General features: G+C 52.4%; 13 protein-coding genes. 5 read left to right on the top strand and 8 right to left on the bottom strand.

All coding sequences use genetic code 11. The annotated features are described in order from the left end of the window. Positions 1-200: 200 nt before the first annotated feature. From K9N21_06840 to K9N21_06855, 4 genes are all read left to right on the top strand, one after another. Positions 201-494 carry a DUF6516 family protein gene (locus K9N21_06840; GenBank protein ID MCF8143621.1) on the top strand — a complete coding sequence of 98 codons (294 nt, stop codon included), beginning with the start codon at positions 201-203 and terminating at the stop codon, positions 492-494. Continuing rightward, positions 491-850 carry a MarR family transcriptional regulator gene (locus tag K9N21_06845; GenBank protein MCF8143622.1) on the top strand — a complete coding sequence of 120 codons (360 nt, stop codon included), beginning with the start codon at positions 491-493 and terminating at the stop codon, positions 848-850. Before K9N21_06840 ends, K9N21_06845 begins: the two co-directional genes overlap by 4 nt. 876 nt (positions 851-1,726) lie before the next feature. After that, positions 1,727-3,322, top strand: a complete 1,596-nt coding sequence (otsB, locus tag K9N21_06850; GenBank protein ID MCF8143623.1) for a trehalose-phosphatase — start codon at positions 1,727-1,729, stop codon at positions 3,320-3,322. Between the two features lie 273 nt (positions 3,323-3,595). Beyond that, positions 3,596-6,031 carry a glycoside hydrolase family 65 protein gene (locus tag K9N21_06855; protein MCF8143624.1) on the top strand — a complete coding sequence of 812 codons (2,436 nt, stop codon included), beginning with the start codon at positions 3,596-3,598 and terminating at the stop codon, positions 6,029-6,031. Positions 6,032-6,138: 107 nt separating this feature from the next. Here K9N21_06855 and K9N21_06860 read toward each other — a convergent pair whose 3' ends face one another. After that, entirely contained in the window at positions 6,139-6,513 is a 375-nt protein-coding gene (locus K9N21_06860) for a response regulator transcription factor (GenBank protein ID MCF8143625.1), read from the bottom strand. Between the two features lie 236 nt (positions 6,514-6,749). On the opposite strand from K9N21_06860, the gene K9N21_06865 reads away from it, so the two are divergent. Beyond that, positions 6,750-7,409, top strand: coding sequence for a response regulator transcription factor (locus K9N21_06865; GenBank protein MCF8143626.1), 660 nt, complete (start codon positions 6,750-6,752; stop codon positions 7,407-7,409). 307 nt (positions 7,410-7,716) lie between these two features. On the opposite strand, the gene K9N21_06870 is transcribed toward K9N21_06865, so the two are convergent. The 7 genes from K9N21_06870 to K9N21_06900 all read right to left on the bottom strand — a co-directional run bounded on the left by K9N21_06870 (position 7,717) and on the right by K9N21_06900 (position 11,788). Next, positions 7,717-8,799 (bottom strand): response regulator, encoded by a 1,083-nt coding sequence (locus K9N21_06870; GenBank protein MCF8143627.1) that lies wholly within the window; start codon positions 8,797-8,799, stop codon positions 7,717-7,719. 378 nt (positions 8,800-9,177) lie between these two features. Beyond that, the gene (locus tag K9N21_06875) at positions 9,178-9,600 is read right to left on the bottom strand and encodes a response regulator (protein ID MCF8143628.1); all 423 of its coding nucleotides are present in this window, start codon (positions 9,598-9,600) and stop codon (positions 9,178-9,180) included. 92 nt (positions 9,601-9,692) lie between these two features. Continuing rightward, positions 9,693-9,950 (bottom strand): hypothetical protein, encoded by a 258-nt coding sequence (locus K9N21_06880; protein ID MCF8143629.1) that lies wholly within the window; start codon positions 9,948-9,950, stop codon positions 9,693-9,695. 223 nt (positions 9,951-10,173) lie between these two features. Further along, positions 10,174-10,437, bottom strand: a complete 264-nt coding sequence (locus tag K9N21_06885; protein MCF8143630.1) for a hypothetical protein — start codon at positions 10,435-10,437, stop codon at positions 10,174-10,176. After that, positions 10,397-10,921 carry a response regulator gene (locus K9N21_06890; protein ID MCF8143631.1) on the bottom strand — a complete coding sequence of 175 codons (525 nt, stop codon included), beginning with the start codon at positions 10,919-10,921 and terminating at the stop codon, positions 10,397-10,399. The genes K9N21_06885 and K9N21_06890 overlap by 41 nt, the downstream gene beginning before the upstream one ends. Positions 10,922-10,923: 2 nt before the next feature. Continuing rightward, the gene (locus tag K9N21_06895) at positions 10,924-11,352 is read right to left on the bottom strand and encodes a response regulator (GenBank protein ID MCF8143632.1); all 429 of its coding nucleotides are present in this window, start codon (positions 11,350-11,352) and stop codon (positions 10,924-10,926) included. A gap of 79 nt (positions 11,353-11,431) precedes the next feature. Beyond that, entirely contained in the window at positions 11,432-11,788 is a 357-nt protein-coding gene (locus K9N21_06900) for a response regulator (protein MCF8143633.1), read from the bottom strand. Positions 11,789-12,123 lie beyond the last annotated feature (335 nt).

Raw genomic sequence — 12,123 nt, forward strand, 5'->3', positions numbered from 1 at the left:
TATTCTCTGCCCACCTTGACCAGCCCGGCTGTGAAGCCGTTTTGATAGCAACTATGGAATTTTACAGCAGATGTAGGTATTTCACAATAGGGTGAGTAGCGTATATATGCAGCATGACGGACACGCCCGGCTAAATCAGAATCCTATTCAGACAGCAAGTATCCTTTGCATTCCTTTTACCATATGGTATAATGGACCACATGAAGGCCAGGCTCATATATCGTGAGAAATTCATTTATGCTGACAGCGCCATTCGCGAAATGGTTCTTTGGCAGCTTCCTGAAAAGAGCAAGGATAGGCCTCATGGATTGAAGTACCGCCTTTATTACGGGCTTCATGACGGAACCTGCCTGATTCGCTATGACAATGAATCAGGCAAGGGTGATCACAAACACGTTCATGGCCGCGAAGAACCTTTTCGCTTTGAGAACGTTGAAACACTGGTGGCGGATTTCCTTCAAGAAATCGAGAAGGTTAGAAAGGAATACAGATGAAAAAGCAAATCACAATCGGGGTGGGTGACGCTGAAAGCACGGCCGCGGATTTTGTTGAGGCCTGGAAGCGAGCCGAACGCGGGGAAGAGTTGCAGGTTGATCAGCGGCTGTATTTCGAAAACTTGGAGACCCTCCTCAAGACACTCTCCCCCGGCAGGTGGATCTTACTGAGAAAACTGCGCACAAGCGGTCCAATGAGCGTCCGCACTCTGGCAAAAGGATTGGAGCGCGATTACAAGAACGTGCATACAGATGTCCATCGATTAGAAATGACAGGTCTGATTGCCCGGACCAAAGACAACCAGATCGAGGTGCCCTGGGATATCGTGGAAGCCCGACTCAAACTGGCGGCTTAATGCCGCATTCTATAGTTTTTCAGATAAATAATTTCCGGGTTGAGGTTGAAACCTTAATCCGGAGATGTCAGTTGCAGGGTCTTCACCGCGTAGGTTGGGTTAGCGTCGGGAAAGGTTGCAAACATGCCTTCGTCAATCGGACATTGATGGCTGGAATGTATTTGAATCCAGCATGTTAAGCGTAACCCAACTATTTGGTGGCGGGTGATGGTCACCGCCCGCTCGTTGGGTTTCGCTACGCTCTACCCAACCTACGCTGGCAACCTCAGTGAAAAATTTGTGAAATTTAATTTCTGAAAAACTATATAGACTCACACCCCGGTGAAACAAGAGCAAGAAATGGTTTCACAGGGCAGGCGGGGCCACCCCGAGTGAAACAACAGAGAAAAGGGCATGTTCCCGTTTATTTTCAAAAAAAATCCTTTGTGTGCTTTGTGTCTTTGTTTACCCCGCCTGCCCTGTTCAATTCCGAAGGACAGCGCAGCGTATTTACACAGGGTAGCTTCGGAAAATGGTACTGGGGTGTGAGTCCCGCCTGGCGGGATTGGTTACGGGTATCCACGTTAGGCCCTTATTCCCCGGTCTTCTGTCATGAAAAACAAGAAAATATGGCCATCCTTCCACTGCACGCTTAGCCTTCCGTCATTCCGGCATGCCCTTAGCCGGAATCCAGTCCGCCGTATTTCTGGATTCCGGCTGGAAACGTGCCGGAATGACGGGACAGCGCCAGCCGTTTTGCTTGCGGGTATCCGCGTTAGTGATCTTAAGGGCAATCTATGGCCCGGAATTACCGGACTGACAAGAGCTTTAGTAGACAAGGGGAGAGGGGCAATACAGCGGTAGGAGGAGGCTTATACGTGATGGACCCTATTCACGATGGGCTGGGTGTTAGGTATTGAGTATTGGGTATTGGGGGCAAACGCATATCGCACATCGCGAAAGGAGCTGCGGGTGTTTACCATTGATACAGCAGAATACGACGCGGTGATATTCGATTTGGACGGGGTGGTGACCCAGACGGCGAAGGTCCATGCCGCGGCATGGAAGGCGCTTTTTGACGAATACCTCGAGAAGCGGAAAGGGAAAGGGTACCGACCGTTTGACCCCGATGCTGATTACCGGCGGTATGTGGACGGCAAGCCGCGGTATGACGGGGTTCAGAGTTTTTTAGTCTCACGCGATATCGACCTTCCGTACGGTTCGCCGGACGATTCATCCGACATGGAAACCATTTGCGGACTTGGCAACCGGAAAAATGAATACTTTCAAAAGTATCTGAAGAGAGATGGCGTAGAGGTTTACCATGCCGCCACGGATCTTATCCGTCAGTTGAGGGATGCCGGCATACGGACGGCGGTCGTCTCTTCCAGTAAGAATTGCGTCCCGGTGCTGAAGGCTTCGGGGATTGCGGATTTGTTTGATGTCAAAATTGACGGCGTAGACTCGGAAGAACGGGGGCTGCCAGGCAAGCCCGCACCGGATATTTTCCTGGAGGCCGCTGCGGAGCTTGGCGTGGATCCTGGACGGTCCGTCGTTGTGGAGGATGCCATCGTTGGTGTGCAGGCAGGGAAAAAAGGGGGCTTTGGCTGTGTGATTTGGGTAAACCGGAAGGGACATAATCAGACCTCGTACGAAAACCAGGCGGACATGGTGGTAACCGATCTTTCTCAGCTTGGGATTGCCCAAACCCACGATCTTCCCTCCGCGCTTGAGGCACAGGGGGAGATTGCCCGCCGGCTTTCGAAGGGCCGCACGGCCGTATTTCTGGATTATGACGGGACCTTGACCCCTATCGTATCGCGGCCTGAAGACGCCGTTCTCTCCGATGCCATGCGGCATGTACTCAGGGAATTGGCAGAACGCTGTACCGTGTCTGTTCTCAGCGGAAGAGATCTTCCCGATGTCAAAGAAAAGGTGGGGATCGAGAACCTTGTTTATGCCGGAAGCCACGGCTTCGACATTGCAGGCCCCCAAGACCGGCACATAACATCCCAGCAGGGCACGTCCTTTCTTCCCACCCTGGACAAGGCCCAGCAAGACCTGAACAAGGAATTATCCAACATCCCTGGTGCGATGGTGGAACGTAAGAAGTTCTCCATTGCCGTCCATTACCGCAATGTTAAAGCAGAAAGAGCTTCCGACGTATCAAATATTGTAAACAGGGTCCATGCCGACTACCCGGAACTGCGCAAATCCGAGGGGAAGAAGGTATTCGAATTGCAGCCCGGGATAGACTGGGATAAGGGAAAGGCGCTCTTGTGGCTGCTGGAAAAGCTGGGGCTCGATCAACCCGACGTTATCCCCATGTATATCGGGGATGATGTCACCGATGAGGATGCGTTCAAGGTCCTGGCAGATCGGGGGATCGGCATCGTGGTACAGGAAGCGCCCCGCCCCTCCGCAGCGCAGTACCGGCTGAACGATACGGATGAGGTCTATCGGTTCCTGCATTGGGTAGTGGGAATTGGGTAGTGGTTGTGGGTGTCGGGTATTAGGCCCTTATTCCCTGGTCTTCTGTCATGAAAAACAAGAAAATATGGCCATCCTTCCACTGCACGTTTAGCCTTCCGTCATTCCGGCTGAGGGCATGCCGGAATGACGGGACAGCACCAGCCGTTTTGGTTGCGGGTATCAGCGTTAGGTGGTATTCCATCTTCCACGTTCCGAGTTCCGAGTTCCGCGTTTGGGACGATCACGGGTACTGGACATCCCACCATCAACCATCACCGGGAAAGGAGCATAGTAATGACGGTCTGGTCCTTGGTCTACGAAGATTTCAATCCGGATCAGGAAAAGCTTCGGGAAGCGCTTTGCACTCTCGGAAACGGCTATTTTGCCACACGCGGGGCATCCCCCGAATCAGAAGCCGATGACATCCACTACCCTGGAACCTATCTGGCAGGGGGATACAACCGCCTCAAGACGGAAATCAAGGGTAAGGTGATTGAGAACGAGGACCTGGTCAATCTGCCCAACTGGCTCACTCTGGGCTTCCGTTACCCCGGTGGAGAATGGTTCGATCTGACCCGGGTGGACATCCTTGAGTATCGTCAGGAATTGGACATGAAGAGAGGCCTTCTCTTACGCACCGTCCTTTTCAAAGACCTGGAGGGGAGGCGCACCATCCTGAAAGAACGCCGGCTGGTGCACATGGCCGAGCCCCACCTGGCGGCCCTGGAGATTGTCTTTACCCCTGAAAACTGGTCCGGAGAGGTGGAGTTTCGATCGGCCCTGGATGGAAGGGTGACCAATGACGGGGTCCCTCGCTACCGGGGGCTCAACAGCAACCACCTGGAGACTCTGGAAGCCAGGGCCGTGGATGAAGAAACCCTCTTTCTCAAAGTCCGGACCAGGCAGTCCGGACTTAAGATCGCGCAGGCGGCAAGGACCCGCGTCTCAAGAAACGGCGATGTCCTGGACGTTGAAAGGGGCGCCGTTGCAGAGCCCGGTTACACGGCCCATCACTTCACCCTCCAGGTGGAAAAAGGAACGGACCTTTGCGTGGAAAAGGTCATGGCCCTTTTCACCTCAAGAGATTACGCCTCAGCCGAGTGCGGCCTCGAGGCGCTGAAATTCGTTAAACGGGCCGGGGGCTTTGATGCGTTGCTTAAAACGACCGCCCTGGCTTGGAAGCACCTGTGGCGCCGTTTTGATATCGAGTACCAGGAAAAAGCGCCCCCTGTGGACGATCGCACAGGGATGATTCTGCATCTCTATACCTTTCATCTCCTCCAGAGCACCTCCACGCACACCATGGACCTGGACGTGGGCGTTCCCTCGAGGGGATGGCATGGAGAAGCCTATCGGGGGCATATCTTCTGGGATGAACTCTTTATTTTTCCGTTCCTCGACCTTCGGGTCCCTGAAATTACCCGCTCCCTTCTCATGTATCGATACCGCCGTATCCACGAGGCCCGCGCCGCGGCCCGGCAGGAAGGTTACCGGGGCGCCATGTACCCGTGGCAGAGCGGAAGCAATGGGCGGGAAGAAACCCAGCGGATCCATCTGAACCCCAAATCCGGTCGGTGGATTCCGGATCATTCCCGGCACCAGCGCCATGTGAACACGGCCATTGCACATAACATCTGCCAATACTACCAGGCCACTCAGGACATGGAGTTCCTGTCTTTTTACGGCGCAGAGATGATTTTGGAGATCGCCCGGTTCTGGTCCAGCATTTCGAGCTACAACCCTGATCTGGACCGCTACGAAATCCTCGGCGTCATGGGTCCGGATGAGTATCATGAGGCTTATCCGGATTCCGACAAACCCGGAGTGAACAACAATGCCTACACCAATATCATGGCGGTGTGGGTCTTGACCGAGGCCCTGAAAGTGCTGGAGCGTCTCCCGGAAGACCGGAAGAATGAGCTTTGCGAGGTCCTGGCCCTGGAAGACGAAGAGCTGGCACTCTGGGAGGATATCAGCCGCAGGATGCGCATAGTCTTCCACGGCGACGGAATTATCAGCCAGTTCGAGGGCTATGACAAACTCAAAGAATTTGATTGGGACGGATACAGGGAAAAGTATGGGGATATTCAAAGACTGGACAGGATCCTTGAAGCCGAAGGCGATTCTCCGAACAACTATAAGGCTTCCAAGCAGGCCGATGTGCTCATGTTGTTTTACCTCTTTTCATCTGAGGAGCTGAATAATCTCTTTGACCGGCTGGGGTATCCTTTCGAGTACGAGACCATACCCAAAAACATCGATTATTACATAGAGCGAACCAGCCACGGATCGACCCTTAGCCGGGTGGTTCACTCCTGGGTCCTTGCCAGGAGAGACAGGCCCCGGTCATGGAATCTTTTTACCGAGGCCCTGGAGAGCGATATTTCCGACATTCAGGGAGGAACCACCCCCGAAGGCATTCATTTAGGCGCCATGGCCGGGTGCATCAACATGATCCAGATGGGGTACACAGGCCTGGAAATCCGGGGCGACGTGCTGTGGTTCAACCCCTGCCTCCCCGAACAACTGGAACGGTTGCGCATGCAGATTCGTTATCGGGGACAAACCCTCGCCATAGACATATTTTCCGACAAACTCATCATTACGGCCTGCAAGTGTGCGGAAGCCCCCATACAGATCGGCGTCAAGGATCAGGTATTTACCCTCCGGGAAAATGAAACCAAAGCGATCCAATGGCTGGATCATGAGGTGAAGGAGGTTACGGAATAACGGCGGCTGAAATCGGAGGTTGCAAACAGGGCGCGGCTGCGGGTGGATACCGGTGGTGTAACTGGATTGTGGCGCACAGCGGCTGATCATGGATATCGGAAACACGATCAACCGGAAGGGAATATGGATGCTATCCTTTGGAGGATGTCCTCGGGGGTTGATGTCTTTTTGGACATAAAGAAATCCGTCCCCGCGTCAAAGGCAGCCTTTTTGTACTCGGGCGAATCGTAGCTGGTCATCATAATGATAATCACATCGGCATGTGCCACCTTCAATCTTCTGGTCAACTCAAAGCCGTTTTCGTCCGGCAATCGCACATCCAGAAAAATAAGTTCAGGGACCTTTGTTTCCACTGCCTGGACGGCCCTGTTTCCATCCTGTGCCTCCCTGACCCGCATAGCGGGAAATCCTGAGATCAATATGCTTTTCAACATTTCCCGGAATGCTTCGCTATCATCCACAATCAAGATGTCAGGCATCATCCTCTCCTGAGTTGAAGCGATCGGGTTGCGGCCATGTCCCAACGGCGGTGGGTTGAATATAATGGCCGGAGAGCTCCACCACAGCCAGGGTATGATTGCGATCACCATATCCTTTGTTACTTTACTTCTTTTTTTGAGTATGGTATATGGGTTCGATCATGTATAAAGGTGGAAATTATTCACCATTTATGAACGGATCCTTCACAACATCGTCACACACCAAGGGAGCGCCTGCCATGCCCGAAAAAAAGCGAATCGTTATCGTTGAAGATCACAAAATTCTCAGACAGGGGCTCTGCTCTCTCCTCAGTTCGAGCAATGAACTGGAAGTGGTGGGAGAGGCGGGCGACGGAATGAACGCCATCCGGATCATCAAGGAACTCGAGCCCGACCTGGTCCTTCTGGACCTCAATATGCCCAAAATGAACGGCATCGCGGTGATCAAGGAGATTAAACAATACTGTGCGGACACGAAGATACTCGCCCTTACCATGTACAGATCAGAGGAGTACATCCTCGAGGTCTTCAAATCCGGAGGAGATGGATACTGCCTCAAATCATCCGGCCACGAAGACCTGATGATGGCCCTCAAGTCCGTTCTTTCGGGCAAACAGTATGTCAGCCCGGAAATCTCAGACCTGGTATTGGAGGGATATCTTGAGAGCCGAAAAACCGTCAAAAATAAAACGACCTTCGAGTCACTCACCCAGCGTGAAAAGGAGGTGCTGAAACTGGTGGGAGAAGGGTATCAGAACAAAGAGATCGCCGATTATCTCTGCATCAGCCCAAAGACCGTGGAAAAGCACAGAGGGAATATCATGCAGAAGCTGGACCTTCACTCCGCCTCCGCACTCACCGCATACGCCATTAACAAGGGACTTGTCATGAAAGAATAGATAGTGCCTGAACAAAAATCACGCCTTGGCGTGATTCAGGCACTATTGCGAATTGAGAAATTGCGAATTCCGAATTGATGGAATAGAGTTAAGATGTCTCGTAAAAAGTCAGGAAATGTCATTTTTCGTCATTCCGGCGAAAGCCGGAATCCAGTCCCGCAGCAGCGGGATTCAATCAGTTACAAAACCTCTGGACCCCGTTTTTCAACGGGGTGACGACTTTTTACGAATGCATCACAGTTGAAATTAATAAAACCAAGTTTTCGATTCCGCCCTTTTTGGATTTCCTGTTTCGTTCAGACACTATTTAATCCGGCCAGGCGGCCCGAATGATGGTTCCCCGTCCCTTTTCCGAGTGTATTTCAAACGTCCCGTTGGACAACTCCGTCCGTTCCTTCATGCCGATGAGCCCCATCCCTTCCATCCGGCCTCCCGGCTTCAACCGCCGTTCCGGATCAAACCCCCGGCCGTTATCCCGTATGGCCAGCTCCAGCAAACGCTCTGCTTTTTTCAAACTCACAAAGACGGTATCTGCGCCGCTGTGTTTAAATGCATTGTTCAGGGCCTCCTGCAGGATCCGATAGATGACAATGCCCAAGGACTCCCGGACGTCATCTTCCCGGGCGTCGATCCGGGTCTCTATCCGGATCCCTGTGTAGATCTCTTGAAGTTCCCGGCAAACAGAACCGATCGCTGCAAGGAGCCCCATATCATCCAGCACTGAAGGTCGCAGATTTGAGGAAATCCTGTGGACCTCCTCGGTGGTATCCCGCACAATGGTGATGATCTGTTCCAGGGATATCCCCCCGGAGGGGGAGGTGTCTTTACCCATGCGATGGAGTTTTTCCTCGAGGCCGTAACGTATGGCGGTCAGACTCGCACCGATGCTGTCGTGGAGTTCCTGGGCGATGACCCTTCTCTCATTTTCCTGCGTTTCCAGTAACTTAGACGATAGAATACGCAACTGTTGTTCCGATTCCCGCAATGCCGCCAGTGTCTTGGAGCGCTCAATAGCATACCGGATGGTGCGTTCCAGAAGCGTAGGGCTGAGTTCAATCTTTTCCAGGTAGTCTGCCGCGCCTTCCTTCATCGCCTGCATGTCCACGTCATGGCTCCCCCGGCCCGTGAGAAGAATAACGGGGGCCCGGAACCCGTGCCGCAGGAAATCCCGGGTGAGTTGGATTCCGTTTCCCACGCCCAGCAGATAGTCCACCAGGCATATATCATGCTGATTCAAGACGGCTTTCTCTATGGCCTCCTGGCAGCTGGTCACCCAGTCCAGTTGAAAGGTCTGTCCTTCAATCTTTGATAAAATGTGCCGGATGATCACATAATCATCCTCGTCGTCTTCCACGAGCAGTATCCTGAGCGACTGGTTTTCCTGCTTCATTTCCATAGGCTTCTATGGTCCGCATGGTTCATCGTTACCTGATACCCCCTCCAAATGCATAGCAGTGCCTGAACGAAAATCACGCCTTGGCGTGATTCAGACACAATTACGAATTGAGGAATTGCGAATTCCGAATTGATGGAATAGAGTTGAAATTAATAAAACCAAGCTTTCGATTCCACCCTTTTTGGATTTCCAGGTTTTTGTTCAGACACTAGTTAACAGATTTTTGGTGATACGACAAGATCAATATGTCGCCGAGGCGAACCGGAGGGTCGCTTTTACAGACACGTAAGGCAAAAAATGCCGGCAGGAGAGGTTTTCGAGGCAGCACGCCGGGAAAAACATCTTCTTATGACATCCGCGGGTCGGTGTTATCTAACTCTGACGATCGGAGAGCCGCACAACCTTTAACCAGTATTGCTCCAAGCTCGTCATCACCTCAACCAGACTGTCGAATTCAGCAGGTTTGGTAATATACGAGTTTGCGCCGAGTTCATAGCAGGAAGCGATATCGCTCTCGTCGCAGGACGTGGTGAATACCACGACCGGAATTCGACGGAAATCAGGATCTTCCTTCATCTCCCTGAGCACCTCTCGTCCATCCTTTCGGGGCATATTGAGGTCCAGGAGGATAAGACACGGCCAGGGGGTTTTTTCGAGATTTGCGAATTTTCCGCGGCGGTAAAGATAGTCCATCAATTCCTGGCCATCCGGCACCATTTGAAAATCCTTTTGCAAACCGCTCTGTTTAAAGGCATGCCTGGCAAGAAAAAAATCGTCGGGATCGTCATCAACCATTAACACCGGGCTGTTTTCGCAAAGTTCCATCGGACGTTCACCCCTTTCTTAACTGCCCGGTCCACCATCATTGTGAACCGGGTGTTTGTTGGTCAGTGGATGGTAGGGTTCACGATGTCCTGCCCGCCATCATTTTTCAGGAGTGAGATGATGAGTTCAAAGGTAAATGGGTCAACGTTTGCCTTGTGCCAGCCCAGCCGTTCTAATTTTTGGTTCACCTTATCGGCTGTAAATTCCCCGCGGTCCTTAACAACAATGTGCACCACATCTTCAACGAGCCTGAGGGTCTCCTCCGGGGTATATCCCTTGCAGAAAAGCGTATAGAACAGACGGTCGACAATTTCTTCCATTTATGACCCCCAAGGCGGCCTAACTGCCGCAGCCGAATCGGCCGCCTCTGACGCCGAAACCAACCTCCAGCTCAAATGAATCAATTGCGTTCCCTCAACAAACCATGGTCCCTTCTTGTGTGGAAGTTACTCCCCGGGACCCTATATCCGGCGATCAGCAGGCGGTCGTCTCGTCCGTCGTCGGGCAGACAGCGTGGCAAACCCTGGTGCATTTTTGCCGTTTTCATGGCGCCAGTTTTTCCCCTGTAAAGACAAACCCGCCCGGCTGTTGAGATATTTCACTGAAATCACTCTGGAATACCAATTTCCCGAACACGTCCACATCTTTGAGTCCGTCGGTGTGGATAAAGACCCTGTTGGCCCTGTTTGAATACGTCTTTAAGGCATTGAGCAGTTCGCAGGCTGAACTGCCGTCAAAATCACCCATCAACTTGAGATGAACGTTTTCACTGTTTTGGTGAGTGAGAATCCTGAAATTGTACGCCATGATCCGTACTCCTTTGCGTCTCTCTGGTTCCATGACCGTTGAGGTTGCGCGGCCTTGTCTCAAATGGATCGATGCGCTGACCGACCCTGGGATGGGTCCGGACCCATTGCCGGTCTTCCCTGTGCAAGAGCGTTTGGACCGTATTTTCCAGTTCGGCCCGGGTGAACGGCTTGCGTACGACAACATCTACGGCGCCTTCCTCCACGGCTTCCAATCCACTGCCGGTTATCAACACAACAGGCGTATGAGGAGACCTCTCCTTGATGAAAGCGGCGAGGGCCAAACCATTCGCCTCGGGCATGTCCAGGTCCGTGATCACAAGATCGAACGCACCCCGGCCAAAGGTCTTCATGGCTTCCTTGCCGTTGCCGGCCACAACAGCCTCGTGTCCCATGTGTGCAATCAATTCTGAGATCACATATTGTATCGATTGTTCATCATCCACGATCAGTATGCGGTCTCTGGCAGGTGACAGGCCGGTCACTTCTACACCCCCCTCCGAGCGGAAAGAAACGCCTCGTCCGAAACCGGGACACGCGAAATGTCCGGGGATATCAGTTCCCCTCTATTCTCTAATATTCCCCTGACCTTCCCTTTCAGCTCATCCAGACTCGCACTCTTCATGACGATATCATCGGCAAACGACCGGCAAAACTCCTTTGAGTCGGAATAGGTGGTGCACAGAATGCCGGGCACTCGATACCCGGACGTCATCACCCCTTTGAGGAAGCGCTGCACATCCGGATCGTCCATTTCGCTGTCCATCAAGACCAGGTCCGGGTTTTCTTTTTCGACCGCCTTCAGGAAGGCCTCGGGCCGGGTTACGCTCACCACCTCATACCCTTCTTCGGTCAGTTCATCCTGATACATTAAGCAGAAGGCTTCTTCCCGATCCGCGACCAGAATCTTTATCATGGCTCACCTCTTTTTCCCGGCTTTCGACCCCGCTTACGCCTGCAAGACATCATTTACCTTGTCCGGTGTTTCCACATGATCAGCATATTGTCAATTTTTCGTAAATTTTCTCTTTGAGTTTGTCGGTGTTCAGGTCTTTGATGACATAGCCGTCCGCATCGGCAAGACGGGGGTCTGATATAAAATTGTCATAGGCACTCACAATGAGGACCGGCAGAGACGCATCATGGGCCTTTATCTTCTTCAGCAGGTCCCATCCTTCAAATCCTTGCAGGTACAGATCGAGGAGGATGATATCGGGTCTTGACTCTTCGACAAAGCTCATGACGTAATCGGCATCCTCGACATACCTGATATGGTGGCCCTCGGCCGCCAATTCCTCGGAGAGCAGTTCCTCCACAAAAGGCTGGTCGTCAATAATCAGAATGTCAGCCACGTTCTTCCTCCTCTGATTTGTATTAAAAGATTCGTATTAAAATCCGATTCCCGGCATCCGGGGTCAATGCGTGACGGACTCTGCCAAACAGATTTCAGTACCCCGTCTCGCTTCCTCCATGATGGCAACATAAACGGTTGGTTCTGCCCTGTCCATCGGGAGAACGCTGATTTCATATAATCTATTTCTGAAAATTCTCTAGCAGCCTGTCGGGCTTAGAGCCCTAATTTGGTGCTGACGCTGGGCTCATTTTTCTGACTGGGCGATTCCAGCGGTTAGGTCGTCACACCCAAGGGCTCTTAGCCTCGGCTATTGGCATATGGTGCTTGATTGAG

The organism is Deltaproteobacteria bacterium (assembly GCA_021737785.1).
Taxonomy (GTDB): Bacteria; Desulfobacterota; DSM-4660; order Desulfatiglandales; family Desulfatiglandaceae; genus AUK324.

Excerpts from the sequence above, each read along its gene's own strand:
- K9N21_06840 (MCF8143621.1), top strand. The coding sequence starts at position 201 with ATGAAGGCCAGGCTCATATATCGTGAGAAATTCATTTATGCTGACAGC.
- K9N21_06845 (MCF8143622.1), top strand. The coding sequence starts at position 491 with ATGAAAAAGCAAATCACAATCGGGGTGGGTGACGCTGAAAGCACGGCC.
- otsB (MCF8143623.1), top strand. The coding sequence starts at position 1,727 with ATGGGCTGGGTGTTAGGTATTGAGTATTGGGTATTGGGGGCAAACGCA.
- K9N21_06855 (MCF8143624.1), top strand. The coding sequence starts at position 3,596 with ATGACGGTCTGGTCCTTGGTCTACGAAGATTTCAATCCGGATCAGGAA.
- K9N21_06860 (MCF8143625.1), bottom strand. The coding sequence starts at position 6,513 with ATGATGCCTGACATCTTGATTGTGGATGATAGCGAAGCATTCCGGGAA.
- K9N21_06865 (MCF8143626.1), top strand. The coding sequence starts at position 6,750 with ATGCCCGAAAAAAAGCGAATCGTTATCGTTGAAGATCACAAAATTCTC.
- K9N21_06870 (MCF8143627.1), bottom strand. The coding sequence starts at position 8,799 with ATGAAGCAGGAAAACCAGTCGCTCAGGATACTGCTCGTGGAAGACGAC.
- K9N21_06875 (MCF8143628.1), bottom strand. The coding sequence starts at position 9,600 with ATGGTTGATGACGATCCCGACGATTTTTTTCTTGCCAGGCATGCCTTT.
- K9N21_06880 (MCF8143629.1), bottom strand. The coding sequence starts at position 9,950 with ATGGAAGAAATTGTCGACCGTCTGTTCTATACGCTTTTCTGCAAGGGA.
- K9N21_06885 (MCF8143630.1), bottom strand. The coding sequence starts at position 10,437 with ATGGCGTACAATTTCAGGATTCTCACTCACCAAAACAGTGAAAACGTT.
- K9N21_06895 (MCF8143632.1), bottom strand. The coding sequence starts at position 11,352 with ATGATAAAGATTCTGGTCGCGGATCGGGAAGAAGCCTTCTGCTTAATG.